25 protein-coding genes, 4 tRNA genes and 2 pseudogenes are annotated in these 25,284 nt (G+C 69.8%); 13 read left to right on the top strand and 18 right to left on the bottom strand.

Features of this window, described 5'->3' with window-relative positions; translation table 11 throughout:
• Window positions 1-44 precede the first annotated feature (44 nt).
• Complete coding sequence (locus VHD82_RS30930; RefSeq protein ID WP_325712076.1) at window positions 45-956, top strand: NAD-dependent epimerase/dehydratase family protein; 912 nt, start codon at window positions 45-47, stop codon at window positions 954-956.
• Here VHD82_RS30930 and VHD82_RS30935 read toward each other — a convergent pair.
• Window positions 946-1,557 (bottom strand): annotated as a pseudogene (locus VHD82_RS30935) (sigma factor). The gene VHD82_RS30930 and the pseudogene VHD82_RS30935 sit on opposite strands and share 11 nt — an antisense overlap.
• A 36-nt stretch (window positions 1,558-1,593) precedes the next feature.
• Between VHD82_RS30935 and VHD82_RS30940 the strand changes: the two are divergent.
• A pseudogene (locus VHD82_RS30940) lies at window positions 1,594-1,757 on the top strand (carboxymuconolactone decarboxylase family protein); the annotation flags it as partial.
• 45 nt (window positions 1,758-1,802) lie between these two features.
• Here VHD82_RS30940 and VHD82_RS30945 read toward each other — a convergent pair.
• On the bottom strand, window positions 1,803-2,177 hold the full coding sequence (locus tag VHD82_RS30945; protein ID WP_325712078.1) for a limonene-1,2-epoxide hydrolase family protein: 375 nt from the start codon (window positions 2,175-2,177) through the stop codon (window positions 1,803-1,805).
• The gene (locus VHD82_RS30950; protein WP_325712079.1) at window positions 2,161-3,069 is read right to left on the bottom strand and encodes a helix-turn-helix domain-containing protein; all 909 of its coding nucleotides are present in this window, start codon (window positions 3,067-3,069) and stop codon (window positions 2,161-2,163) included. The genes VHD82_RS30945 and VHD82_RS30950 overlap by 17 nt, the downstream gene beginning before the upstream one ends.
• 80 nt (window positions 3,070-3,149) lie before the next feature.
• On the opposite strand from VHD82_RS30950, the gene VHD82_RS30955 reads away from it, so the two are divergent.
• Window positions 3,150-4,358 carry a cytochrome P450 gene (locus VHD82_RS30955; protein WP_325712080.1) on the top strand — a complete coding sequence of 403 codons (1,209 nt, stop codon included), beginning with the start codon at window positions 3,150-3,152 and terminating at the stop codon, window positions 4,356-4,358.
• A 129-nt stretch (window positions 4,359-4,487) separates the two neighbouring features.
• On the opposite strand, the gene VHD82_RS30960 is transcribed toward VHD82_RS30955, so the two are convergent.
• The 3 genes from VHD82_RS30960 to VHD82_RS30970 all read right to left on the bottom strand — a co-directional run bounded on the left by VHD82_RS30960 (window position 4,488) and on the right by VHD82_RS30970 (window position 7,422).
• Window positions 4,488-5,696 (bottom strand): GNAT family N-acetyltransferase, encoded by a 1,209-nt coding sequence (locus VHD82_RS30960; protein ID WP_325712129.1) that lies wholly within the window; start codon window positions 5,694-5,696, stop codon window positions 4,488-4,490.
• A 161-nt stretch (window positions 5,697-5,857) separates the two neighbouring features.
• Window positions 5,858-7,066, bottom strand: coding sequence for a glycosyltransferase (locus VHD82_RS30965; RefSeq protein WP_325712082.1), 1,209 nt, complete (start codon window positions 7,064-7,066; stop codon window positions 5,858-5,860).
• Window positions 7,067-7,218: 152 nt separating this feature from the next.
• Complete coding sequence (locus VHD82_RS30970; protein ID WP_325712084.1) at window positions 7,219-7,422, bottom strand: GH25 family lysozyme; 204 nt, start codon at window positions 7,420-7,422, stop codon at window positions 7,219-7,221.
• A 100-nt stretch (window positions 7,423-7,522) separates the two neighbouring features.
• Between VHD82_RS30970 and VHD82_RS30975 the strand changes: the two genes are divergently transcribed.
• The gene (locus tag VHD82_RS30975; RefSeq protein ID WP_325712086.1) at window positions 7,523-7,864 is read left to right on the top strand and encodes a cupin domain-containing protein; all 342 of its coding nucleotides are present in this window, start codon (window positions 7,523-7,525) and stop codon (window positions 7,862-7,864) included.
• Here VHD82_RS30975 and VHD82_RS30980 read toward each other — a convergent pair.
• Entirely contained in the window at window positions 7,845-9,383 is a 1,539-nt protein-coding gene (locus VHD82_RS30980; RefSeq protein ID WP_325712088.1) for an AMP-binding protein, read from the bottom strand. The two genes, VHD82_RS30975 and VHD82_RS30980, sit on opposite strands and share 20 nt — an antisense overlap.
• Before the next feature lie 307 nt (window positions 9,384-9,690).
• Window positions 9,691-9,762 (bottom strand) — tRNA-Val (locus tag VHD82_RS30985).
• A 391-nt stretch (window positions 9,763-10,153) separates the two neighbouring features.
• Here VHD82_RS30985 and VHD82_RS30990 point away from each other — a divergent pair.
• The 5 genes from VHD82_RS30990 to VHD82_RS31010 all read left to right on the top strand — a co-directional run bounded on the left by VHD82_RS30990 (window position 10,154) and on the right by VHD82_RS31010 (window position 12,641).
• The gene (locus VHD82_RS30990) at window positions 10,154-10,579 is read left to right on the top strand and encodes an SsgA family sporulation/cell division regulator (RefSeq protein WP_027945617.1); all 426 of its coding nucleotides are present in this window, start codon (window positions 10,154-10,156) and stop codon (window positions 10,577-10,579) included.
• 111 nt (window positions 10,580-10,690) lie between these two features.
• A tRNA-Gly gene (locus VHD82_RS30995) sits at window positions 10,691-10,763 on the top strand.
• Window positions 10,764-10,863: 100 nt separating this feature from the next.
• Window positions 10,864-10,935, top strand: a tRNA-Cys gene (locus tag VHD82_RS31000).
• A gap of 42 nt (window positions 10,936-10,977) precedes the next feature.
• Window positions 10,978-11,051 (top strand) — tRNA-Val (locus tag VHD82_RS31005).
• Window positions 11,052-11,144: 93 nt separating this feature from the next.
• Window positions 11,145-12,641: a diguanylate cyclase gene (locus VHD82_RS31010; protein WP_325712092.1), complete on the top strand. Its 1,497-nt coding sequence runs from the start codon at window positions 11,145-11,147 to the stop codon at window positions 12,639-12,641.
• A 5-nt stretch (window positions 12,642-12,646) separates the two neighbouring features.
• Here VHD82_RS31010 and VHD82_RS31015 read toward each other — a convergent pair whose 3' ends face one another.
• The 6 genes from VHD82_RS31015 to VHD82_RS31040 all read right to left on the bottom strand — a co-directional run bounded on the left by VHD82_RS31015 (window position 12,647) and on the right by VHD82_RS31040 (window position 15,212).
• The gene (locus VHD82_RS31015) at window positions 12,647-12,919 is read right to left on the bottom strand and encodes a zinc ribbon domain-containing protein (protein ID WP_325712094.1); all 273 of its coding nucleotides are present in this window, start codon (window positions 12,917-12,919) and stop codon (window positions 12,647-12,649) included.
• A 76-nt stretch (window positions 12,920-12,995) separates the two neighbouring features.
• Complete coding sequence (locus VHD82_RS31020) at window positions 12,996-13,148, bottom strand: hypothetical protein (protein ID WP_325712096.1); 153 nt, start codon at window positions 13,146-13,148, stop codon at window positions 12,996-12,998.
• Window positions 13,141-13,272, bottom strand: a complete 132-nt coding sequence (locus tag VHD82_RS31025) for a hypothetical protein (protein ID WP_325712097.1) — start codon at window positions 13,270-13,272, stop codon at window positions 13,141-13,143. The genes VHD82_RS31020 and VHD82_RS31025 overlap by 8 nt, the downstream gene beginning before the upstream one ends.
• Window positions 13,273-13,334: 62 nt before the next feature.
• Window positions 13,335-14,060: a hypothetical protein gene (locus VHD82_RS31030; protein WP_325712099.1), complete on the bottom strand. Its 726-nt coding sequence runs from the start codon at window positions 14,058-14,060 to the stop codon at window positions 13,335-13,337.
• A 22-nt stretch (window positions 14,061-14,082) separates the two neighbouring features.
• Window positions 14,083-14,304, bottom strand: a complete 222-nt coding sequence (locus VHD82_RS31035) for an HGxxPAAW family protein (protein ID WP_325712101.1) — start codon at window positions 14,302-14,304, stop codon at window positions 14,083-14,085.
• Between the two features lie 32 nt (window positions 14,305-14,336).
• Window positions 14,337-15,212: a YihY/virulence factor BrkB family protein gene (locus tag VHD82_RS31040; protein ID WP_325712102.1), complete on the bottom strand. Its 876-nt coding sequence runs from the start codon at window positions 15,210-15,212 to the stop codon at window positions 14,337-14,339.
• 49 nt (window positions 15,213-15,261) lie between these two features.
• Between VHD82_RS31040 and VHD82_RS31045 the strand changes: the two genes are divergently transcribed.
• Window positions 15,262-16,881 (top strand): acyl-CoA dehydrogenase family protein, encoded by a 1,620-nt coding sequence (locus tag VHD82_RS31045; RefSeq protein WP_325712103.1) that lies wholly within the window; start codon window positions 15,262-15,264, stop codon window positions 16,879-16,881.
• Between the two features lie 93 nt (window positions 16,882-16,974).
• Here VHD82_RS31045 and VHD82_RS31050 read toward each other — a convergent pair whose 3' ends face one another.
• On the bottom strand, window positions 16,975-18,699 hold the full coding sequence (locus VHD82_RS31050) for a hypothetical protein (protein ID WP_325712106.1): 1,725 nt from the start codon (window positions 18,697-18,699) through the stop codon (window positions 16,975-16,977).
• Window positions 18,700-18,739: 40 nt separating this feature from the next.
• Between VHD82_RS31050 and VHD82_RS31055 the strand changes: the two genes are divergently transcribed.
• Window positions 18,740-21,685: a hypothetical protein gene (locus VHD82_RS31055; RefSeq protein WP_325712108.1), complete on the top strand. Its 2,946-nt coding sequence runs from the start codon at window positions 18,740-18,742 to the stop codon at window positions 21,683-21,685.
• Between the two features lie 32 nt (window positions 21,686-21,717).
• Here VHD82_RS31055 and VHD82_RS31060 read toward each other — a convergent pair whose 3' ends face one another.
• Window positions 21,718-22,023 carry an EthD family reductase gene (locus VHD82_RS31060; protein WP_325712110.1) on the bottom strand — a complete coding sequence of 102 codons (306 nt, stop codon included), beginning with the start codon at window positions 22,021-22,023 and terminating at the stop codon, window positions 21,718-21,720.
• A gap of 131 nt (window positions 22,024-22,154) precedes the next feature.
• Here VHD82_RS31060 and VHD82_RS31065 point away from each other — a divergent pair, with 131 nt between their 5' ends.
• Entirely contained in the window at window positions 22,155-23,312 is a 1,158-nt protein-coding gene (locus tag VHD82_RS31065) for a S53 family peptidase (RefSeq protein WP_325712112.1), read from the top strand.
• A 64-nt stretch (window positions 23,313-23,376) separates the two neighbouring features.
• The gene (locus VHD82_RS31070) at window positions 23,377-24,414 is read left to right on the top strand and encodes an ATP-dependent DNA ligase (protein ID WP_325712114.1); all 1,038 of its coding nucleotides are present in this window, start codon (window positions 23,377-23,379) and stop codon (window positions 24,412-24,414) included.
• Window positions 24,415-24,718: 304 nt separating this feature from the next.
• On the opposite strand, the gene VHD82_RS31075 is transcribed toward VHD82_RS31070, so the two are convergent.
• Window positions 24,719-24,853, bottom strand: a complete 135-nt coding sequence (locus VHD82_RS31075) for a hypothetical protein (protein ID WP_325712116.1) — start codon at window positions 24,851-24,853, stop codon at window positions 24,719-24,721.
• Window positions 24,854-24,933: 80 nt separating this feature from the next.
• Window positions 24,934-25,227, bottom strand: coding sequence for a hypothetical protein (locus VHD82_RS31080; RefSeq protein WP_325712118.1), 294 nt, complete (start codon window positions 25,225-25,227; stop codon window positions 24,934-24,936).
• Window positions 25,228-25,284: the final 57 nt, after the last annotated feature.

Consider the following 25,284-nt stretch of genomic DNA (forward strand, 5'->3'; position numbering starts at 1 on the left):
TGCTCATCAGAGAACAGTGTTCTCGGGGGAAAGGAACTTCGGACATGTCCCTGCACGTCATCGTCGGCGCCGGCCCGGTCGGCTCCGCCACCGCGCGGCTGCTCGCCGGCAGAGGCGACGAAGTCCGGCTGCTCACCCGCAGCGGCAGCGGCCCGCGGCAAACGGGCATCGAGCGCATCGCGGCCGACGCGAACGACCCGGCCGCGCTCGCCCGGCACACCGAAGGCGCCGTCGCCCTGTATTGCTGCGCGGGCCCGGCCTATCACCGCTGGCCCACCGACTGGCCGCCGCTCGGCGCCGCGCTCTTGCACGCCGCGGAGAAGGGCCGCGCGGTGCTGGTCACCACCGGCAATCTCTACGGCTATGGCGAGGTCGATGCGCCGATGACCGAAGAACTGCCGCTGCGCCCCAACTCCGTGAAAGGCGAAGTGCGCGCGAAACTCTGGACCGACGCGGTGGCCGCGCACGAAGCGGGCCGGATCCGCACGGCCGAGGTCCGCGGGTCGGACTACCTCGGCGCGGGCGTGGTCACCGCGTTCACCGTCATGGTCCTGCCGAAGGTGCTCGCCGGCCGGCGCGGTTCGCTGCCCGCCGACCTGGACGCTCCGCACAGCTGGACCTACGTCGGCGACATGGCGCGGACGCTGGTCGCCGTCGCGGCGGACGAAAACGCCTGGGGCCGCGCGTGGCACGCGCCCACGCCACCGCCGATGTCCGTGCGCGCGCTCGCCACCCGCGCCGCCGAACTCGCGGGGGCCCCGGCGGCCCGGGTGGCCAGGATGCCCGGTATCGCGCTGCGCCTGGCCGGGCTCTTCAACCCGGCGGCGCGGGAGATGATCGAAATGCAATACCAGCTGCAACGCCCGTTCGTGCTCGACTCGTCCGCCGCCACCGCCGCCTTCGGCATCCAGCCGACCCCGGCCGACGAAGCGTTGCGGGAGACCGTCAAGGGCTGACCCGGCGGCGCAGCGTGGTCTCTCGCTCCACATTGGACAGTTTCTCGGGGTTGCGCACGACGTACAGCCCGGTGACGAGCCCGTCGTCGACGCGCACGGTCGGTGCGCTGTCGATCTCGCCGTCGAGCCGCACGACCAGCGCCGGATGACCGTTGACCTCGGCCGGCCGCAGCGACCTGGTGGCGAGGTTGCCCAGCCCGGCCGTCAGCACCCGAGCCACGTCGCCGGCCCCGACGACAGGCTCGAGTGACGCCGTCACCATCCCCGAGGAAGACGACATCCGGTGCGAGAATGTCCAGCAGATGCGGCTCCTACCCGGCCGGTGCGAGGCCTCCAGCGCCAGCAGCATCGCCATCGACACGCTGTCGGCCAGTTCGACGTCGTCGGCCACGTCGGGGGTGGTCAGCAGCGGCTCGGGCAGCCACGGGCCGAAATAGGATTCCTTGCGGCGCACGGAAGTCCGCAGCCGGATGAGCGCCTGGCGGGTGGTGATCCGGGCCAGGTACGCGCGCTGGTCCCGCACGATGCCCGGATCCACGCACATCCACCGCGGCCACGTTTCCTGCAGCACGTCCTCCGCGTCCGCGGTCGAGCCGAGCATTTCGTACGCGACGGTGAAAAGCAGGTTGCGGTGGGCCAAGGCGTGTCCGACGAGACCTCGCGCCCAGGTGCGCAAGCACTACGACGACGAGCAGACCGCCGCGCTGGTGTGCCTGGTCGCGCAGATCAACGCCGCCAACCGGATGGGCGTGATCGTGCGCAACCAGATGCGGCTCCTACCCGGCCGGTGCGATCGCCTGATCCCTCGCCGAGCGCCGCGGGTCGCCGCCGTCACCCCGGCGGAGGTCAGCCCGACAACGCGGCCATGATCGTGTTGAGGTCGAAATAGTCCCGCCACGCCGCGATCCTGCCGTCGACGATCTGGAAGGAGCCCATCACCGGCAGCGGGGTGACCGTGGTGCCCTTGCGAAGACTGTCGGTGCGTTCGTTCAGCACGAACCCGCCGCCGCTGACCTGGCGGTGGATCTCGAAGTCGATCCCGTCGAAACCCTTGAGGAAGTTCTCGATGAACTCGCGGATCGCGTCGCGGCCGTGCACGGGTTCCATCGGGATGTTGTGGTAGACCGCGTCCGGGGTGAAGTACCCGGCCAGCACGCCGGGATCGGGGCTGGACCAGTTCGCGCAGAACTCGGTCACCAGGTCTTCATCCGATGTGGACATTCGCTTCCTCCGATTCTGTTGCTGTGCTGAGTTTCTGTGCAGTCCGGCGCAGACAGGAGAGGTAGTGCTCCCGCCGGGGCCGGTCGACGGCCGCCTGCAACGGGCCGATCTGGAGTTCCCACCTCGCCACGCCCGCGGTGTCGAAGACCGGAGCGGCGAGGTAGCTCAGGGGAAGGGCGGCGTCGGTGGCGAGATCGCTTGCGGTGTAAGGCTTTCCGCTGATACCGGCGAGCAGGCCGAACACCCGCTGGCGCAACCGGTGCGGCGCCGGGCTGCCGCCGAGATGCTCGACGACGTCGGCGAGCACGTCGAGCGCGGCGGGGTCGGCGGCGTCGATACCCCAGGCGCCGACGCCCGTGGACCGGATGAGCGCCAGGGTTTCGCCGAGCCGCTCGTGCTGGCCGGCCGGGGCGGTGGCAAGCCATTGCTGTTGCTCGGCTTCGGCACGGAAAGCCACGACGGCCGCGCCCGCCGGGGCGCGCAGTGGCAGCACGGTGTCCGGCGTGATCCCCGCCGGCACTCGTCCTTCTCCGGCCAGCACCGACACGAACGTGAGCTCGGTGGCGCCGACCAGGCTCAGCGCGGCGCCGCAGCCCACGGCGCCGGCCAGTTCCCGCAACGACTGCCGCGTGTTCGCGGGCACCGGGAGGGTCCCTCGTGCCCGCGTGACGAGCGTGGCCAGCCGCGCCCCCGGCCGGTACCGCAGATCCGGCGCGCGCGAGATCCAGCCGTGGCCGGTCAGCGTGGTCAGGATGGCCAGCGCGGTCGAACGGCTCAGCCCCAGCTCATCGGCGATCTGCGCCGCGCTGATACCGGACGCGCGATCGGCGAGCAGTTCGACGACGGCGATCACGCGCTCGGTCGGCGGCGAGGGTGAGCGCTTGTCAGGCATGACGGAACTCTCTACCGTTCTAGTACGCATAGTCAAGTCGATAATACGAATATTCGAATCGCCCGAGGAAGGGTACGGACATGACGACCTCCCCGCCGGCCGCCGCTGTCGATTTCGAAGGCATCGATTTCGCGTTCGACGACACTCCGGAGCTGCACGAGATCCTCGCCGGCCTGCGCGCCGCGAAGCCTTACGCCGTCGTGCCTTTCGCCGGTGTGCGGGCCGTCCTGCTGCTCACCCACGAGTTGGTCAGCGCGGCGTTCAAGGACGAGGAAACGTTCCCCGCCTCGGCGGTCTACCCGCTGACCACCGGCCCGGTGCTGGGCCGCACCCTGCAGTGCATGACCGGGCGGGAGCATCGCGTCAACCGCGCGATCGCGTCGCCGCCGTTCCGGCGCAGCCGTGTGCAGGAGTACATCGACCCGGTCCTCGCGCCGTTGGCGCACGAGCTGATCGACGGGTTCGCCGGCCGGGGCGAGGCCGAACTGGTCGCCGAGTTCACCAGCCGCTACCCGGTCCTGGTCATCAGCCGGCTGCTCGGCCTGCCGCCCGAGGACGAGCGCACGGTCCGCCGCTGGGCGAACGACCTGTTCCACTTCCCGTTCGAACCCGCGAAAGCCCTTGCGGCGTCCCGGGAATTCACCGGCTACATCATCCCGGCCCTGCGGCGGCGCCGAACCGATCCCGGCGACGACCTGATTTCCCTGCTGGTCACGGAATCGGCCGAGGGGGAGCGCCTCACCGACGAGCAGGTGCTGTCCTTCCTCCGGCTGTTGTTCCCGGCCGGTGCCGACACCACCATGCTCGCACTCGCCAATACGCTCACCGCCCTGCTGGCCCACCCGGACCAGCTCGAGCTCGTGCGCTCGGACCCGGACGAACACCTGCGGTGGGCAGTGTGGGAGGGCCTGCGCTGGGAGCCGCCGGTCGGCCTGCTTCCGCGTGCCTGCCCGCGGGCCACCACCTGGCGCGGTATCGACATTCCCGCGCGGACACCGATGATCTTCTCCATCAACGCCGCGCTGCGCGATCCGGCCGTTTACCCCGAGCCGCACCGGTTCGACCTGACCCGCCGCGAGACGGCGATGCTGGCCTTCGGCCAAGGGCCGCACGTGTGCGTCGGCACGTGGCTCGCCCTCGCCGAGCTGAACACCGCGTTGCGCATCCTGCTCGACCGCCTTCCCGGCCTGGAACTCAAGCAGGGCACCGAAAACGAGGCACGCATCCGCAGTCAGGTCGGCGTGGCCCTGCGCGGGCCCGGCGTCCTGCCCGTACGGTGGATGAAGTGATCCTCACTGCTCCCAGGTGGTTCTGGTGATCTCGTACTCGGCCTCACCTTGATCGACGCCGGGCACCTGAGGTCGGCCTCGCCCGGGACGTGAGCCGCCCGGTGGGCAATGTGGGCTGCGCCATGCTGCTCAGAACCAATGCAGACAGTGCGGGGCGCGCTCGCCGCGGAAGAGGGCGTCCGCGAGACTGGCCGCGCCCGGGCGGTGGGCCCGGATGTGCCCGGCACGCGCGAGCGTGCTCGGCGCGGTGCCGCCCAGGTACACCGAGCCCAGGTCGCTCACGTCCAGGGACAGGTCGGGCTCCCGGTCCGTCGGGCCGCATTCGGCCTTGCCGTCCCGGACGGTCAGCAGGTAACGGCCACGCTCGCCGGGAAACGGGTCCTCGACATCGAGGACGAGTTCGCCATCGGTGAACCAGCCGCGCGAGGTCAGCGCACGCGGGACGTCCAGCAGCCGCACCCACAGCCAGTCGGTGTCGTCGCTCACCTGGCCGGCACGGAAGTCCGCGAGCTGCCAGCGCAGCGGGTGCCCGGGCGGGAAATGCTTGAACACGACCTCGGTGACGAGATCGTGTCCGAGCAGGAACCGCGCCAGGGCCGCGAAAACTGTGTCCTCGGTGGTGATGGTCTCGTCGACGGTCAAGGTGCCGGGCTCGCCGATCGAGTAGCTGGCGTACCCGTCCGGGACACCGTCGGCGTCACGGTGGACGGCGACATAGCGCGGCGCCTGGGAGATCGGAGGCTGCCCGGCGCCCAACGCCCACCATCGGTGCGGCCGGGAAAGTGCTCCCGGCTGCGCGCGGCGATACCGGTCGTAGACCTCTTCGAGGATTTCGCCGCATTCGTTACGCCGCAGCAGCTCGACCGAGCCGGTATCCGGGCGGTCGATCCCGCGCGCCGGGGCAAAGCCGGCTTGGTGACGCGGCACCGTCAGCCGCCGCGTGTAGGTCGCCGGTCCGTAGCCGAACCTGCGATAGATCAGCGCCTCGGACGCCAGCAGCACGGAAAGGAACTCCCCGCGGCCCCGCAGCTCGTCGAGCTGATGTCGCATCATCGCGCTGAGTACACCCCGGCGCCGATGCGAAGGCAGGACGCCGACAGCCGTCACCCCGGCGGCCGGGGCGAGGATTTCACCGGGCAGCGTGAGCTCGAACGAGTGCGCGCCGGCGGTACCGACGGGCCGCCCGTCCGCCACGGCGAGCAGGCCGCGGTCCATCTCCAGCGCCGACCACCAGACTCCGCCGCCGTCGCCGGGGCGGTCCGGGAAGCGCCCGAACGCGGCGTGGAGCGTGTCGACGAAGACGTCGAGGTCCTTGTCGGTTGTCGCACGGATTTCCATTGCTGCCATTGCCTCCCCGGATGGTGTCCTGTCAGAGTGCACCGTCGACCCGGAGCCGGGGCAAGCGAATTACGCGCGCAGGAGTTCAGGGCCCGCTCCTCGTCGGCAGCCGCCGTAGCGAGTGCCGCAGGTGGTGCGGTGGACATCTCGTCGTCCAACGACTATCGGGCGACCGTCTCAAGAAGCAGCTTTGCGGCAATCGTCGCCCCGTCGGCGCGGATCGTGCCTGCCACGGCCTCAGCCTGCGCTCCGGTTTCCCGGCCCAGGGCCGTAGTGAGCGCCGAGGACAGGGAGGCGACCGTCGGGATCCGGCCTTCGTGCGCCGCACCGATACCCAGCTTGGCCACGCGCGCGGCCCAGTACGGCTGGTCCGCGATCTGGGGCACGATCACCTGGGGCACACCCGCCAGCGCGGCCGTCGTCGCGGTGCCCGCGCCGCCGTGGTGCACGACGGCGGCCACCCGGCGGAACAGCTCCTGCTGGTTCACCTCGCCGACCACGAAACAGTCGTCGGCGTCGTCGATCGCGCTCAGCCCGGCCCAACCACTGCCCAGGACCACCCGGCGTCCCTGCGCGCGGATCGCCTCGATGGCTACCGGAGCGAGGTCCTCCGGCGCATAGGCGGCCATGCTGCCGAAGCCCACGTAGACCGGCGGCTCGCCCGCACCCAGGAACGCCTCGAGCCCGTCCGGGAGCGGCCGGTCGTCGGGCAGGATCCACGCCCCGGTCTGCACGAGGTCGAGGTCCGTCCTGCCTTTCGCCGGACACAGCGTCTCGTCCGCCGCCAGCCACGGCCGGTCGGTGATGACGTGACCGCGCACGTTGCCCACCGGCGGCAGGCCGATCGCCGCGCGGTGGCTGTTGAGTGCTTCGCCGTACAAGGCGTTCACCCGCTGGCTGTCCTGCTCCCACAGCACCCGGTTGTCCGTCTCGCCCTTCGGGGACGGGGTGCCCGGCCGCGACCCCGGCGGGAAATGCCGCGACGGCATTCCGAGAATGTGGAAGCACGCGAACACATAACGGATGCCCAGCCGCTCGGCCACATCCGGGGCGCCGGCCGGCATCAGGCCCGTCGCCAGCAGCGCGTCACACCCTTCGGCTGCCGTGCCTAGTGTCTCGACCCGCGCCGCGACAAGCTCGGCAGCGAGCCGGAACGCGTCGTTCGGCGATTTCGGCTTCGCGACCACCGACCGCACCGACGGGCCGAGCGGCACCAGCGGCACGTCCGCACGCGCCAGCAGGTTCACGAAATCCTCGTCCGGCGGCGCGCACACCACCGCCTCCGCGCCGAGCCCCCGCACGGCGACCGCGAGGCCCACCAGCGGCTCGACGTCCCCATGCGATCCCCACGTCGACAACAACACGCGCATTCCGTGACTCCCCGTTTCGCGAGTTCCCGCTTCCGGCGGGCAAGTCTGCGGGACGACCCGGGTCTTGCCGCAAGCCCCCCGGTCCGCTATAGATTGAAGTGGGAGGGGAATGGGGCCCCTCCCTTCCTCCATTTCGGACCGGCCGCGGCTGCTCAGCTGTAGGCGACCGGGAGGGCTCCGTTGCCGCTGTTCCAGCTGATGGTGCCGTGCTGGAAGCCGTGGCGCCGTCCGCCGGCGGGTCTGTCCAATGTGGACGTTGCGGTGCAGTCCGTCCCCTCGGTGGCCTTCAGGTAGACGAACGACGCCCCGTTGTTGACGGCAGTGGTCCAGTCCACTGTGCCTTCGTGTGTGGCCACGGTCGAACCGAGGTGGGCAAGATCCGGCAAGAGATTGGCAAACCGATGTCGCGTGGCCGCGCGGGGTATCGTCGGCCGGGAACGGATGGGAGCGCGCGCCATGACCGGAACCGATCACCACGCAGTCGTTTCACTGAGCGTGCTCGCTACCGAACTGCTCGAAGAGGCCCGCGCGCATCACTCGCGGCGTACGGCCAGGACGATCGTTTCGGGCACCTCGATGCGCGCCACCGTCATCGCGCTCGCCGAGGGCGCCCAGCTCGCCGAGCATGACGCGCCCGCGGCCGCGACCGTGCACGTCCTGAGCGGCCGGGTCCGCCTGCACACCGACGAACGTGAGTGGCTGCTGGACGCCGGCGAAGTCGTGCCCGTCCCGCCGCAGCGTCACGGCCTGGACGCGCTGACGGACTGTGCGGTCCTGCTCACGGTCGCCTTGCGGTGACAGACTGCCCGAACCGGGCGCGGAGCTCGTGCTTGACCACCTTGCCGGCGGCGTTCCGCGGTAGGGCGTCGACCACTTCGAGCGCGGTCGGCCGCTTGTAGGAGGCGAGCCGGTCGCGGCACCAGTCCGCCAGATCCGCCAGGGTCGGAGGTGCGGCGGCGTCGGCGGGGGAGACCACGGCGAGCGGGGTTTCGCCCCAGCGTTCGTGTTCGATCCCGATCACCGCCACGTCGCCGACGGCGGGATGGTCCGCGAGGACGTTCTCGACCTCGGCGCAGTAGATGTTCTCGCCGCCGGAGATGATCATGTCCTTCTTGCGGTCGACAACGTAGACGAAGCCCTCGTCGTCCACCCGGACCAGATCGCCGGAATGGAACCAGCCCCCTTCGAAGGCGTCGGCGGTCGCTTCCGGTTTGTTCCAGTAGCCGGCCATCGTGCCCGGGCCCCGGTAGACGATCTCGCCGACCTCGCCCGGTGGCAGGTCGCGCATCGTCTCGTCGACCACGCGCGCGGCGACCGTGGGGACCGGCTTGCCCACGGACCCGATCTTGCGTTGCGCGTCCTTCGCTTCCAGCACGCAGGTCACCGGCGACATCTCGGTTTGGCCGAACAGGGCGACGATCGCGGCATCGGGGAACGTCGCGGCCATGCGCCGCAAGAGGTCGACGGTCGCGGGTGCGGCGCCCCAGCCGGCGGTCCGCAGCGAGCGTGCGCGGTGGCGGGTGGCCGGGTTTTCGCACAGCAGCTGCCATTGCGCCGGCACGAGGAAGGTGCTGGTGACCTGCTCGCCCTCGACGAGATCCAGCGTGCCGGCGGCGTCGAACCGGCCGCTGGGCATGATGACCGTGGTGCCGCCGATGAGCAGGATCGGCGCGACACCGCCGAGCGCGCCGATGTGGAACAGGGGCGAACCGCAGAGGAACACCTCGTCGTCGCCGTACAGGCGCCACGCCCTGATGACGGTCAGCGACTGCATCAGCAGGTTCAGGTGCGAGAGCATCGCGCCCTTGGGGCTGCCGGTGGTCCCGGACGTGTACATGATCAGCGCTGTGTCACGTTCCCCGATCGCGGTCACGGGTGGCGTGGCCCCGGCGTTGATCACGTCCTCATAGGATTCGCCGGTCACCAGGACGATGGGAGATTCTCCGGTCTGGTTCGCCAGGCCGGGTTCCGTGATCAGCACGGAAGCTCCGCTGTCACGCAGGATGTACGCGATCTCGGCCGGCGCGAGCCGGAAGTTGACCGGCACCGCGATCGCGCCCAGCGCGTTCGCCGCGATCATCGCTTCGAGGAACTCCGGCCGGTTGGACAGCAGGATCGCGACCCGGTCACCCTTGCCGACACCGCGCAGGTGCAGCCCGCCGGCGAGCGCCTGGACCCGCTGGTGCAACCGCCTCCAGGTGATCGAGGTGCCTTCGAAGCGCACCGCGATGGCATCGGGGCGGGTGAAGGCGTGCCGGGCGAGGTGATCGCACCAGTGCGCCCCGTCCCAGACCTGCGGGCCCATCGATCCGGACATCCGCGTCCTCCTCGTTCTACTTAGCGCTCGCTAATCTATGGGCGCGAGACCGGATCGACAAGCCCCGACCGGGCCTCGAAGGCAAGATTGTCCACAATGGACGCTGGAAGGCTCGGAATCCGTGCACCGGCCGGTTCCGGGACGCGAGCCGCACTGGTGCCCATGACCTGCATCACACGCGCCGGCATCCAGGCGCGCCCCGCTGCAGGGCGGGGCGGACGTGCGCTTGCCCGATCGGGTGGGGTCGGCGGAGTCCGGGCATAAGAAAGGCCCTACGCTCGTTGTTCGGCGTAGAGCCTGTCCGGGGTGGGCGATACTGGGATCGAACCAGTGACCTCTTCGGTGTGAACGAAGCGCTCTCCCGCTGAGCTAATCGCCCCCGTGCGGTACGAGTAAGAACTCTAGCGGACGCGTTTCGGGCTCTGACAAACGGGTGGTCTTTAGGGCACACGTTCCGCGTTCGCGCAGGTACGGAGCGAACAACCCGGAGGTAACCGGTGTTGTTCTGGTGCCGGGGCGAGCGATGTCACCTGCGACATCGCCAACGAGACGCTGTCGTTCGGCGACTAAACCGAGCAGTATGTAAGCGGTGGACGATCACGGGGCCGGACACCGAGGCCGCGCGGGCCGGGGTGATGATGGCGGCGTGCTGACCGGAAGGAACTCTTACGGGTGATCTCAGGTCGAAGGGTGAGCGAATGGGCCCACTCGCGCGTCACACCACCAGAACCCGGCCGAGCGGGCCGTGGAGGGAGACGAAAGGTAAGACGATGCGTAACGATCACGTGACGCTCCGCTCGACGGCGGTGTTCGATCTGCTGGCGCCCCGCACTCCGGCGGTCCCGGTGAAGGTGGAGCTGCGCTACGACACCCGCGACCCGTACGCGGTCGTCGCCGCGTTCCGCACGGGCCGGGCAGGCTGGGTCGAGTGGGTCTACGCCCGCGACCTGCTCGCCGACGGCCTGCTCGCCGAGGCCGGCGACGGCGATGTCCGGATCCGGCCTTCGGTGGAGGATCCCGAGTCCGTGCTGATCGAGCTGAACTCGCCGTCGGGGCACGCCATGTTCGAGGCCTCGGCCCAGGAGCTGGCCGATTTCCTCGACCGCACCTACGACGTCGTGCTGCCCGGCAACGAGCACCTCTGGGTCGATGTGGACGACGCCCTGACCCATCTCATCCCCAATGATCTGGGCTGATGACACCGCGCGACCGGAAACCGCACCCCCCTGTGATCGCGGTTTCCGGGGTTCGATATGGTTTTGCCACACCACGACGACGGGTTGAACAACGCGGAGTCGGTAGGTAACGCGGACGTAGCGCAGCTGGTAGCGCATCACCTTGCCAAGGTGAGGGTCGCGGGTTCGAATCCCGTCGTCCGCTCTGAGCGGCCCCCACGCCGGGCCGCCCCTGGAGCGAAGGCTCCCGCGGGGTCGGCCTCAGGTCGTCGATCCCCGAAGACAAGTTCCGGGAAACCAGGCGCGGCGGAGTGGCCGAGTGGTTTAGGCAAGGGCCTGCAAAGCCCTGTACGCGGGTTCGATTCCCGCACCCGCCTCAGCCCCGAGGACACCTCGGCGAGCTAGGAAGGCAGTACCCCGGGCGGTTGGCGCAGTCTGGTAGCGCGCTTCCCTGACACGGAAGAGGTCACAGGTTCAAGTCCTGTACCGCCCACCGAAGAATCCATAGCGCAGATGTCAGATATTCGCCCAAAAATGATCACGACGGGCCATAGCCGACCGGAGCGTTCTGGGCCACGGTGAAGCCATGAGCTCACCGCTGCCCCGTCTGGGCCATCTCGAACTTCCTCGCCAGAGCGAGCCGGTGGAGCCACCGATCCAGCGCCCGAGTCCTGACTTCTACGCCGAGCTGCTCGAAGCCGCCCCCGACGGCATCGTCGTCGTCGACGACCGGGGCACCATCCGGCTCACCAATCGCAAGGCAGAGCTGCTGCTGGGATGGACTCGCGAGGAGCTGGTCGGGAAGCCGCTCGAGACACTCGTGCCGCTGCGGGCCCGAGCCGGGCATCCGCAGCATCGCGACGGCTACGTCCGGGATCCCCGCAACCGCCCGATGGGTACCGGTCTCGAGCTCACCGCGCTGCGCGCCGACGGCACTGAGTTCCCCGTCGACATCAGTCTCAGCCCGCTCGTCACCGACGAGGGCACCTTCGTCTCCGCCGCGGTCCGCGACGCGAGTGACCGCAAGCGCAAGGAGCAGGAGCTGCGGGATGCGAATGCCCAGCTGCAATCCGCGGTCATGGACCTCGAGGCACGGTCGCGGGACATGTCTGCACTGTCGCGGGCGAGTCAGGTACTGCAGAGCTGCGCTCGGCTCGACGAAGCGATGCAGGTCATCGCACGCGCTGGCGCGGGACTGTTCGAGGGAGTTCCTGGCGGCGTCTTCGCGATCCTGCCCGACCACGACGGGCTGGTGCCCGCCGCGACGTGGGGCGGGCTCTCGCCGGCCGAGCCGTTTCGAGCCGAGGACTGCTGGGCGCTTCGCACCGGGCAGGTACACCAGCTCGGCAATGACGCGCTCACCCTGCCGTGTCCGCACATGCCAAGCGACACGGCTTGGTCGGTGTGCGTGCCGTTGATCGCGCAGAACGAGGCGATCGGTGTCGTTCACGTCCGCGTCGCCTCACACGATGACGCGCCGCCGGCCCTGCACCGCATCGAGGAACTGGCGAATCTCGTCCGCGATCAGTGGAGCCTCACCCTGGCGAACATCCGGCTGCGCGACACGCTGCGGGATCAGTCGATCCGCGATGCGCTCACCGGGCTGTTCAACCGGCGCTTCCTCGACGAGTCCTTCGACCGCGAGCTCGAACGTGCCCGCCGCCGGAAGCAGCAGCTCTGCGTCGCGGTGATGGATCTCGACCACTTCAAGCTCTTCAACGACACGTACGGGCACCACGGCGGCGATGTCGTGCTTCGCAACCTCGGTCGCTTCCTGCTGGAGTCAACCCGCGGCGAGGACGTGGTGGCGCGATTCGGCGGCGAGGAGTTCGTCGTGATCATGCCCGACACCTCACTCGCAGACGGCATCAGCCGCGCTCAGCACCTCGCTGCCGAGTGGCAGCGGCGTGGGGAGACCGCCGGCGGCGTCCTGCAGCCCTTCCCGACACTCTCGATCGGGGTTGCCGAGTATCCATCGAGTGGGGACGGCAAGCGGGACCTGTTCGCCGCGGCCGATGCCGCCCTGTACGAAGCCAAGGCCCAAGGCCGAAACCGCGTGGTCGGCACGCCGGCATCCGCCTGAGAGCTCTATCCGTAGTGTGCCGCGAGCAGCACGACGACCACGATCGCGGCGATCACGGCGAGGGCCCAGAGCACCAGGCTGCGGTCGCGCAGATCGCTCGTCGCCTGCGCCGTCCCGCCCAGCGGCACCGCCGCACCCGTGCGCGCGGGCGCTTCGGCGCTGGTCGAGGTCAGGACCGACCCGGCCGCGGCAGGTGACGCGCCTGCAAGGCTTGCCCCGCAGCTCGCGCAGAACTGCGCTCCGGGCACCGCCGGCGTGCCGCACTGTGAGCAGAACATGTGCCCCTCCCGACGGCCGGGGCCGCACGCCGCGGCCCGCCGTCCAGGCTGAGCGTAGCCAGATGCAGGCGTAGCGCTAGCCCAAGACGGCGAGCAGCACGACGGCGACGATCACAAGCGCGATCCCCACCATGGCCCAGGCCGGGATGAACTGAGCCTTCTGTGCCTGCTTCGCCTCAGCCACGCTGGGGCTCGGCAGGCGATGCGGGTCGGTCTTGGTGTCAGGCACGACGGGTGAAGGCGTGCGCGATACCGATGATCACGGCGAGGATCAGGCCGAGCCACAGCACGTGCGCCACGAACCCGAGGCCTCCGAAGAGGAGCAGCAACACCAAAGCGAGTACCAGCAACATGACAACCTCCCGATCGATTCACGGGATTGATCACCAGAATCAGCGCGAGTAATCTCCGCCGATCAGGTGCAGGGCTCCCCGCCGATGGCGCCGAGCACCGTGATCCGTGCCTCGTCGACGCGTCTGGCGGCGTACCGCGTACGCCCGGCACCCCGTCCTGAGGTGAGCTCGACGAACGCGCCGAGCGACGAGCTTCCGGTGCGCTTCGCCAGCTGCGGCCCGAGGTAGACCGCCTGCTGGCACTGCGCTGCGGTGAGCGCGTAGACCAGGTGCTCCGGCCCTGGCAAGACGGCGTGCCGGATAGCGGCGAGCGCGATCTCGGCGGTCAGTGGCGGAGAGAAGTGCAGGTACGTCGTCTGCGCGTTCCAGCTTCCGGCCGGGCTCGCCGGCGGCCTGGTGATCTCGGCCGCCAGGCGCGCCGCCAACCGGTCGCATCTCTCGCCCGGGAAGGCATCGGAGGCGAGGACCGCCTCGGCCGCGGCACGCGGCGCGCCGATCACGCCGGTCGCCTGCAGCGGCTTGGCGAGGCTCTCGACGACCGCCACGACGTCCGGTGGCGAGTTCGCCTTGCACACCCGGCGCAGCCGCAGCAACGGCACGAGGTAGGTCGCGCGTCGCGCGGGCCGACTGTCCTCTGCGGCGAGCTGCAGGGCGAGGCGCGGCAGGCTCGCCGCTTGCGGTGACGGCGTGGCACCGAGGCCGCGACCGGGGGTGGTGCCGGTCGACGTGGAGCACGCGCCGGCGGCGAGCAGCGCGAGAGCAGCGACGAGCGCGAACCGCCTGGTCAAGCGAGGCGCGTGGTCAGAGCTGCTACTTGCTGTCGGTGGCGGCGCCGAACTCCGAGACGGCCTCCATGATCCCGGCGAAGTAGCCGGCGAGGCAGCCGAGGACGAAAAGCCCGATCCCGACCCAGAACAGCGGCCAGTTCCAGTAGATCAGCGCAATCCCGCCGACGATCGTGCCTGCAATGGCGACGTACACCGTCAGCCAGATCGCGAGCGATGCGTTGTGCCCACCGGACTGGCCGGCCATGCGTCCTCCTCGGTCGAACCCTTGCCTAGAGCCTAGAGGCCCTCTCTTGCGTCCGCGGTCTCGGGGCGAGGCCAGAGCCGATCGATCTCCGCGTTCAGCTCCGCCCCGAGCAGGATCGCGAGGGCGGTGAGGTACAGGAACAGCAGTACGGCGACGGGCGCCGACAGCGGGCCGTACGTCGCGGTCTTGCGAAACGCCCAGTCCAGCCATGCACGCAGCAGCGTCGAGCTCGCCACCCAGAACAGCACTGCCAGCAGCGCTCCCGGCAGCGCCCGGCGCCACTGTGTCCGGACCGGCAGAGCCTGGTGGTACAGCGTGGCGATCAGCGCCAGCGACAGCAGGATGAGCACCGGCCAGAAGCCGACTTCGACGAACGCGTGCACCGCAGCGTGAAGCCGCGACGGGAAGGCGGACTCGACAGCTCCGGGGCCCAGGACCAGCAACGGGAGCAGCACGATCAGTCCCAGGACGAAGATCAGGTACATCCGGAGCGCCAGCAGCCGGCTTCGCACCGCGCCGCGGTGGCTGCGCAGCCCGTAGGCGATCGTGATGGTGTTGACGAAGGTCGCCATCGCCGACGAGCCGGTCCACAACGACACCACGAAGCTGATCGAGACGACATCGGCCCGGCCGTTGAACAGGATCCGGTGCAGCGCCGGGGCGACCGTCGAGTTGACGGCGCTCGGCACGATGACGTGCCGGAGGCCCTTCTCGATCGAGTTCTGCAGCCGGTCGAGGTTGTCTGCTCCCAGCAGGCCGTTGAAGTAGCCGATCACCCCGAGGACGGCGAGGATCAGCGACGGCAGCGACAGCAGCTGCCAGAACCCCGCCTCCGCCGACAGTCCGAGCACACGGTCGTGCCAGGCGCGGCGGACGGTCGACATGGCGAGCTCACGGACCGTCGCCATCACGAAACCGTACGGCGATCTGGCCCGAAGATCCTGCTTCACTGTTGCCATGGCCGACACCCACCTGGTCACCAACCAGCCGCCGCCCCTCGTCGACTACGACGTCTTCACCACCGACCTGGCTCTGGTCGAGGGAGTTCAGCGGCATCAGGCGGCGTGGGCGCTTGACCTGCTGACCGACCTCGGGCACCGCGCCGGCAGCGCGCAGGCCCAGGAGTGGGGACGCCTGGCGAACGTCTACCCGCCCCGGCTGGTCACCCACGACCGCTACGGGCACCGCATCGACGAGGTCGAGTTCCACCCGGCGTGGCATGAGCTGATGACCGTCGCGATCGAGAGCGGTTTGCACTCGAGCTCGTGGACCGATCCGAAGCCTGGCGCCCATGTCGCCCGGGCTGCGGCGTTCGCGGTCTGGTCCCACACCGAGGGTGGCCACGGCTGCCCGATCTCGATGACCCATGCGGCGGTGCCGGCCCTGCGCGCAGACGCTGCGCTTGCGGCGGAGTGGGAACCGCGCCTGATGTCGCGCACCTACGACCCGGGTCTTCGGGTGCCTGCCGAGAAGGCCGGGTGCCTGGCCGGGATGGGCATGACGGAGAAGCAGGGCGGCTCCGACGTCCGCACCAACACCACCGTCGCGACGCCGGCCACCGATGGCACCTACCGGCTGACCGGCCACAAGTGGTTCACGTCGGCACCGATGTGCGACGTGTTCCTCGTGCTGGCCCAAGCCCCCGGCGGGCTGACGTGTTTCGTCGTACCGAGGATCCTGCCGGACGGGACGCGCAACACGTTCCGGATCCAGCGACTGAAGGACAAGCTGGGAAACAAGTCCAACGCGTCGAGCGAGCCCGAGTTCGACGACACCGTGGGCTGGCGACTCGGCGACGAGGGCGCCGGCGTACGCACCATCATCGAGATGGTCACTTCGACGCGGCTCGACTGCGTGATCGGTACCGCGACGCTGATGCGCGAAGCCGTCGCGCAGGCGACCCACCACGCCCGTCATCGCCAGGCGTTCGGCCGCTACCTCGCCGATCAGCCGCTGATGCGGATGGTGCTTGCCGATCTGGCGATCGAGTCCGAGGCCGCGACGACCCTCATGACCCGGCTCGCGGCGGCGGTCGACGACGAGGAATCCGCCTTCAAGCGGGTCGGCCTCGCCGTCGGCACGTACTGGGTCTGCAAGCGCGGTCCGGCCGTCGCGGCCGAGGCGCTGGAGTGCTTCGGCGGCAACGGGTTCGTCGAGGACTTCCCCATGGCGCAGATCTACCGCGAGGCTCCGCTGAACTCGATCTGGGAGGGCTCGGGCAACGTCAACGTCCTCGACGTGCTGCGCGGCCTGGCCCGGACCCCCGAGGCGTGGGAAGCGTTCCGCGACGAGGTCGCCCTCGCCCACGGCGCCGATGCCCGCCTCGATGCCGCAACCAAAGCGCTCGAGGCGGAGCTCGCCGACACCGCCGACATCGAGGTACGGGCCCGGCGCGTGGTCGAGCGGATGGCGCTGGTGCTGCAGGGCTCGCTGCTGGTGAGGTTCGCGCCGCACTTCGTTGCGGACGCGTTTTGCGCGTCGCGGCTCGGCGGCGACTGGGGCCATGCGTTCGGGACGCTGCCGCCCTCGGCCGACACGGCCGCGATCCTGGAGCGCGCGACTCCCAAAGTCGGCTAGCCCGACCCCCGAGCACATGGCACATGCGTATTGCTATGGCGATACGCATGTGCCACCGGTATCGCTAGAGCAGTACCTATGTGCCATGCGCTCTCACATGTGGGGGTCGGTCTTGCTCTCGTCTGGTTCGGCCGGGAACTTCGTGTCCGCGCCCGGGGCGTTCAGCAAGTCGTTGGCGAACAGCGGGCACGCACCGTCTTTCGACAGGTACGTCGAGCCAGGCTTGCCCAGGGTGTCGGCCGCCCCGCGCAGCAGCGAGCACTCGACGCGGGTGCCGAGCGTGAACGAGACGTTGAAGAAGAAGTTGTCGTTGCCGACCGGGTCGGGGCAACCGATCGAGACGCCGAGCACCTTGCAGGAGGGGTCCCCCGCCGGCGGCGGGTCACCCGAGAGCAGCGACCGGCGAATCGGCTCGGGATAGGACGACAGCGGCGCGATCAGATAGCCCAAGAAGTCGCCCGCCGTCCCGATGTTGAGGTAGCCCTGCATCCCGGGCACGTCCCGGCGGACGGTCTGCACGATCTGCGGATACATCTCCCCCGGCCCGCCGCTGACCAGCAGGTCGCCGATGTGACCGGAGAACGTCGTCGTGCCGAGGAGATTCGCGGTGAACCAGGGATAGCCGAGAGCTCGGGCACCGGGTGCACCGACGAGCGAGCCGGCGTACTCCACTCCCAGCAGCACCGGTGAGTCGATCAGGTCCTCGATCAGGTAGCTGGACATCCCGACCGTCGCGGGTCCGCGCACCGGCTGCGAGTGCCGGATGGCGTACTCGACCCCGAGCAGCACCCGTCCGGCGTACTCGTCGAGCTCGCACAGCTGCCTGGCCTTGAACGCCTTCAGGTGCGGTTTGAGGCACTCGGCGCGGTTGGGCTGAGTACGACCGAGGGTCCCGACCTGGTCCATGGCGAACCCGCCGAACGCTCTCGTCATCGCGTCGTCGAGGCGCCCGACGTAGTCGCCGGTGACGTAGGTGTTGTCGGAGTCCAGCACGGTGGGGTGCGAGGAGTAGTTGGTGTAGGTGTCGAGCACCTTGCCGGTCTTCGGGTCGTGGGCCTGGATCACCCGGATCTCGTCGTCCATCGCCTGGTTGCGCGGGTCGCTGGAGAACTGGTTGGTCAGCAGCGGGTCGCCGTTGACGCTCGGCGGGTACTCCTTGGTCTCCCCAGCGACGCCGGCATGCGCGACGCCGTACGTGAGTGTCGCCGGACGCATTGCCTGCCAGGCCTCGACCAGCGCCTTCACCGTGCGGTCACGGACGAGCTCGAGGTACGACGTCGGGTCGCCGCCCCAGACCCCGACAGTGTCGGGTCCGCCGTGGGTGTGGTCGGAGTCGACGAGGATCTCCGCCGCGGTCGGCACCGGCGCGTGCCCGGGCTCCTTGGCGGCAAGCTTCGCGATCTGTGCGGCAGCGTCCTTGCGGATGTCCTCGATGCCGAACGGGCCCTGCTTGTAGGCGATGAAGTAGCCCTGCGTCTCGATCTGGGCGAAGGCGATCGTGTGGCGCCGGTCGCTGAACATGATCGCCCGGCTGTGCGAGCCGTCGCCGAGAATGCCGGTCGCATAGCGTCCGACGGTGTCCGGGATCTGGAACTTGCCCGCGATCTTGTCGTCGCCGAAGCCGTAGCCGCCGAGGTAGAAGTCCTTGTGCGCCAGCATCGCGGGCGTCGGGTTGATCGACTCGGCCGCGCCGCCGACGAGGTAGATCGCCTGACCAGCGGGCTGCGCGACGGTCCGGGCCGACGCGAGGGCGGCAGGGGTGAAAGACCCCGCGCAGACGGCGGCAGCGAGCACGGCAATGGCGGGTCGACGTCGCATCCGGAGAGGTTTCGCCCGCGCGGCGGCGAAGTCCTGCCGCATGCGACGAGCGGTTACCGCAGCCGTCGCCGCCGTGCCCCTCCTGCTCGGTGCGGCCATCGGCTTGTCCGACGCAACCGCCGCGTCAGCGCGCGCCGTGCGACCGGGCAGCGGCGGCTGGCACGGCCTCCGGGCCGGTGCCGCGGTGGTGGACGCGACCTGGCATGTGGGCGCCTCCGCGGGGCAGTACGCCAGCCAGGTGGGACCGAAGGACATCGAGGGTGAGTGGGATCCCAACGTCGCCTCGGTCCTCAAGCGATCGTCGTACGGCGTGGCCTCCCGGCTGTCGATCAGCGCGATCGTGCTGCAGGACGGCAGCGGCGACGCGCCCGTCGCGCTGGTGCGTGACGACAACTACCTCGCCCAGGACATGCTGGTGCGCCGGGTCGGCCAGATCCTCGCCGCCGCCCACAGCCCGGTCACCTACGACCACATCCTGCTGTCGGCGCTGCACGACCACTCCTCGCCGTACTACTCCACGCCCGCTGCCGGCGTCTGGCTCTTCCAGGACGTCATGGACCTGCGGATGTTCGAGTACCAGGCACGTCAGATGGCGACGGCGATCGAGCAGGCCTACGCCGCGATGCGGCCGGCCCGGGTGGGCGCGACCACCGTGCAGTTCGCGGGCTTCCAGGGAAACATCGCGGGCGCCGACGTCAACGAGGACGGCTCGCCCACCGGCTACCCCCAGGAGGACAACGATCACGAGCTCACGGTCATGCGCTTCGACGACATGACCGACCCGTCGCATCCGATCCCGCTGGCGACCTGGGTCGACTACGCCGAGCACGGCGAGTCCCTCGATGAGTACGACCTCATCAGCGAGGACTGGATGGCGCCGTTCATGCGCTACATGACGGACGCCACCCACGCGCCCATGGTCTTCAGCCAGGGCGGCGTCGGGTCCGCCGAAGGACCGTACGAGCACGCCTACCCGCCCGGCCACATCCCGACCCTGAAAGACCACGGCCAGACGGTCTACGAGATCTACGGACACATGGGCTATGCGCAGGCCGAGCGCGGCGCGCACCTGCTCTTCGAGCACGCGATCGCCGCCTGGCGGGCGATCGGCGGCGCGCACAACGGCATCCGGGTGGATGCGCCGTACCGGACGAACCCGACGGTCGCGATGCTCACCCGCTGGTACGCCGGCCCGCTGAGCCACCCGTACCCGTCGGTCAGCAACTGCCGAAGCACCGCGACGTTCAGCGGCAACGTCGGCCTGCCGGTCGTGGGCCTGCCCGACTGCGAGCGGATGACCGACGTCGGCGTTCCGACGCTGCCGCTGTCGCCGAAGCTGTTCCACCAGCTCAAGGCGGCAGGGCTGCCGATCCCCGACAACTACGACGCGCCCTCAGCACTGCTGGTCGAGGAGAACCTGCGCCTCAAGCTGCAGGCGGTGCGGATCGGCGGGATCCTGCTCGGCTCGTGCGCCTGCGAGCCGCAGGCTGATCTCACCCGCAACTTCGAGACCCGCACCGACCGCAAGACGGGGAACGAGTGGGACGGCTTCGACTACGGCAACCAGGCCGATGTCGACGAAGGTTGGCCGGTCGGCTACGACAACGGCCTGCCGAAGAAACCGGTCCGCGCCTGCTACCGGTCCGGCACCAGCGACTACTCCTGCCCGGACCCGCGAGACCCGATCGGCATCGCGCGGCTGACCGTCCCCACCGCGGCGTACCGGCACATGGAAGCCGAGATCAACAACAACGGCGCCGGGTGGAACACGCTGAGCTATCTCACGAAAGCCGACTCCGAGCCGCTGTCCGACGCCGCGATCAAGGGCAACTTCACCCACACCGAGCTCGGCGCCGGCAAGTACGCGAGCTGTCCCGGCTACCGGCTGTCGGTCGCGCTCGGGCACACCGGCGACTACAACGGCTACACCGTCTCCTACCGCGAGTACGAAGCCCGCGACTCCTACCGCAAGGCCCTGACGGCGTACGGCCCGCACAGCGCCGACTACTACGTCACCAACCTGCTCGGGATGGCTGCCCACCTGATGTGCGGCGCGCCGATCCCGACCCAGCCGACCGACCCGATCGCGACGCTCGACGAGGCCCGGCAGTCATCGGAGGCCGTCGTCCTGGGCCGGATCAGCTCGGCCGAGTACCGCCTCTGGGACGCCCGGGTCCCGAACAGCGCCGGGCCCGCGAAGGTGATCGCACAGCCGAGGAACCTCACCCGCTTCGACGACGCCACCGTCACCTGGGTCGGCGGCGACAACTGGACCGACGACCCGACGGTGACCGTGCAGCGCAAGGTCGACGGGGCATGGCGGCCCTACGCCGACCAGAGCGGGCAGATCCAGGTCGTGCTGGACCGACGCCCGGCGCTGACGACGGCTGCCCTCAACGAGCTGACCGGGCGGCAGCGTTGGACCTGGACTGCCTCGATGGAGGTCTTCGACTCCTACCCGCGGGCAGACGTCCCCGGCGGGCAGGTGCCGGACGGGCAGTACCGCTTCGTGATCGACGGCGACATCCACCTCGACGGCAAGAAGCAGGCCTACCACCTCGACTCGCGGGCATTCCGAGTCAGGCCGTGGCGAGGCATCAGGATCCGCGACCTGCGAGCCCACGACGGGACCGCGTCGTTCACCGTGGCGCCGATCCGCTACCCGCGACTACCGATCCATGTCCCGCCGGCGCTGGATGGCTTCTACAAAGACAACGGCGGCGGCACCGGCAAGCCCAACACCAGCGTGATCTGCGAGACCTGCAGCTTCCAGCCGTGGGCGACTCGAGGTCATCTGGCGAGCGGCGAGATTCAGATCGTCGACCGAGCTGGTGACGTCGTCGCGACTCTGCCGGCGCACCGGCTCGGCGGGCGTACGTGGGGCGCACGCGTCAGGCTGCGACCGGGCGAGCATCTCGTCGTACCGGCAGGCGGGGTCCGCGACACGTACGGCGAGACGAACGCCCGAGGCCTGGTCGGCCGGTAGCGGCGCCCAGTCGCGGCGCCGCCGTACGTGGGTCAGTCGACGGCGACGACGAACAGCCGCGACCCGGGCGGCGCGATCGCCCCGTAGTCCGCGGCGGTGGCCTGACCCTGCTCGGACCCGAGCGCGCTCTGCAGCGCAGCCTCGTCGTCGAACCACAGTTCGGCGATCCGGTACCAGCTCAGCTCACCGCCGTCGGCTGCGGCGACGAACCGGCCGCTCTCGGCGCGCTGCAGCCCGGGGATCGCCGCCACACCCGTCATGTGCTCGCGCAGGTAGTGATCGTCGAACGCCTCAGCGTCGTCGGGCTGGGTGTAGAGGACGACAAGTTTGACCGCCATGGGTCGCACTCTATGCACAGCCCGCGGAGTCAGCGCTGACGAGGCAGGCGCGGGCAGCGAGCCTGCACCGGTTGATCCCACCCGACCGGAGGTTGTCTGTGCCCTCGATCCGTACCGCCACCATCGCCGCGATGAGCACGGCCATCGCCATCGCCGCGGCGCCGCTCGCCACCTCGGCGCATGCCGCCGCGCCGAAGACGACGCGGGACCAAGTCGTGTGCAAGCACGCCGGGACGGCCCGAGCACGATGCTTCGCGATCCGCGTCGACCATCTCGTCCGCAGCCACCTCCACCGGGCGAGCGCTCCGATCGGCTACGGGCCCGCCGATCTCCAGGCCGCGTATGCACTGCCCGCCGCGACGAACGGCGACGGCGATACGGTGGCGATCGTCGATGCCTACGACGACCCGACCGCCGAAGCGGATCTCGGGGTCTACCGCGCGCAGTACGGCCTGCCGCCGTGCACGACCGCCAACGGCTGCTTCCGCAAGATCGACCAGAGCGGCGGCAGCGACTACCCGCCCGCCGATCCCGGCTGGGCCGAGGAGATCAGCCTCGACCTGGACATGGTGTCGGCGGTGTGCCCGCGCTGCTCGATTCTGCTGGTCGAAGCGGACAGCGCCTCGATGACGAATCTCGGGACCGCAGTCGACACGGCGGTCGCGGAGGGAGCCGACGCGGTCAGCAACAGCTACGGCGGGCCGGACGCGAAAGACGCGACGTACGGCCGCTACTACCACCACGCCGGAGTTGCAGTGACCGCATCGGCCGGCGACAACGGGTACGGCGTCTCGTATCCGGCCAGCAGCAAGTGGGTCACCGCGGTCGGCGGCACGACGCTGACCCGGTCGCGGTCAAGCCGTGGCTTCACCGAGAGCGCCTGGGATTCCAGCGGCAGCGGCTGCTCGACGCTCAACACGACTACGTGGCAGCTGGCGACGACGACCGGCTGCGCCGGGCGGGCAGTTGCGGACGTGTCCGCCGTCGCGGATCCGCAGACCGGGGTCGCGGTCTACGACAGCACGCCGTATGAGTCCGCGGCCGGCTGGCTGACGTTCGGCGGGACCAGCGCCTCGTCGCCGATCATCGCGGCGACGTTCGCGCTCGCCGGCAACACCGCCGACGTCGAGGACGGCTCGTACCTATGGAGCCACGAGACCGCTGCCAGCCTGTGGGACGTCACGAGCGGCAGCAACGGCTCGTGTCCCACGACGCAGTGGTGCGCAGCGCGAGCCGGCTGGGACGGCCCGACGGGTTGGGGCTCGCCCCACGGAGTAGCCGCCTTCTGAGGTTGTGAGGCCGCCGCCGCGTCCGGCTGCGGCGGCGGCCTCACAAGGTGGTGGAATCACCGGTGTGAAGCTGCCGGTGATGCCGCCCGTCTCCCCCATGCTGGCCAAGGCGGTTCCGGAGGTCCCGGAGGGCGGGTTCCTGTACGAGCCGAAGTGGGACGGCTTCCGCTCGATCATCTTCCGCGACGGCGACGAGGTAGAGGTCGGCTCTCGGAACGAGAAGCCGATGACGCGGTACTTCCCCGAGGTCGTGGAGTCGGTCAAGGCGGCGCTGCCGGACAAGTGCGTCGTCGACGGCGAGATCGTCGTACCGCTCGGCGGGCGTCTCGAGTTCGAAGTCCTGCAGCAGCGGATCCATCCGGCCGACTCCCGCGTCCGCAAGCTCGCCCTCGAGACCCCCGCCCACTTCGTCGCGTTCGACCTGCTGGCAGTCGGCGACGAGTCGCTCATGGGTACGCCGTTCGGCGAGCGCCGGGCGCGGCTCGAGGCAGCCGTCACGCGCACCGCCGACGTACACGTCACCGCCGCGACCCGGGACCTGGCCGAGGCCAAGCGCTGGTTCACCGACTTCGAAGGGGCTGGGCTCGACGGCGTGGTCGCCAAGGGCCTCGATCTGACCTACCAACCCGACAAGCGGGTGATGTTCAAGATCAAGCACGCCCGTACGGCGGACTGCGTGCTAGCCGGCTTCCGGTGGCACAAGAGCGGCCCGATCGTGGGCTCGCTCGTCCTCGGCCTGTACGACGGGGACCAACTTCGCCACGTCGGCGTCGCCGCGTCGTTCCCGATGAAGCGCCGCGCGGAGCTGGTGGACGAGCTGGCGCCGCTGCGCGAAGGCGCCGACATCGACCATCCGTGGGCAGGCAACGAGTTCGGCCCCGGCGGGGTCCCGAACCGATGGAACGCCGGGAAGGACATGAGCTTCGAGCTGCTGCGCCCAGAACTCGTCGTCGAGGTGGCGTACGACCAGATGGAAGGCCACCGCTTCCGTCACACCGCGCAGTTCCGGCACTGGCGGCCAGACCGCGACCCGAAGTCGTGCACCTTCGCCCAACTCGAGCGCCCGTTGAAGTGCGCCATCGAGGAGGTCTTCGAGGCCTAGGCTTTTCGCGGCCTGGGTTTCAGGCCGCCTTCAGGTTGCGGCGGTTGAGTTCATGAAGCAGGGCGTACTCGCCGGAGCAGCTACCGATCCGGCTCGTCCAGCCACTCCCCCCGGAGGCTGGACCCGGCGAGTACGTCCTCGCCCAGCCTCCGGGGTCATTCAGCCGAGTACGGCGAGCAGCACGATCCCGACGATGACGAGCGCAATCCCGCCGAGCGCCCATCCGGGTATGAACTCGGCCTTCGCCTCTTGCTTGGCTTCGGCGCCCGTCACGCTCGGTAGTCGATGCGGGTCGACGCGAGCGTCACGGGGCATGGCGGGTCAGGGCAGAAGCGATCGCGACGACCACGGCGAGAACCAGGCCCCACCACAAGACGTGGGCGACAAATCCGAGGCCGCCGAACACGAGCAGAAGCAGCAGTGCCAGTACCAACAACATCGTGAGCCTCCTGGGTGATCCGTGCCTGATTGATCACCCAGGAGACGCAGCCCAAACCCCAGGAGTGGCAACCCGCCGTCCTACTCGATCGCGGCGTAAACCTCGAACCGCGAGACACTTGACGGCGCCGGCCGATGGCGGTCCGGGTCCGAGGCGCGCGCCTCCCCGACTTTGGCCATGCCCGCGTCGTACGCCTCCTGGCTGTCCCACACCATCACCGTCATCCGCCGGCCGGCCTCGCGGTCGACAAGCCAGAACCCACGCAGGCCACCGGCCTCCTGCAACGCCGGCACAACCTCGTCGTTGACGTGCTCGATGCCGGCCGCCGTGTCTGCGGCCGACTCGCCGTCGAATGCCAACACCACTGCGAACACGTCAGTCGCCCTTCAGCTCGTTGCTTTCCACCGACGACCAGAACGTCGCGCGCGGCT

The sequence above is a fragment of the Amycolatopsis sp. genome, from assembly GCF_035546795.1.
Classification (GTDB): Bacteria; Actinomycetota; Actinomycetes; order Mycobacteriales; family Pseudonocardiaceae; genus Amycolatopsis_E.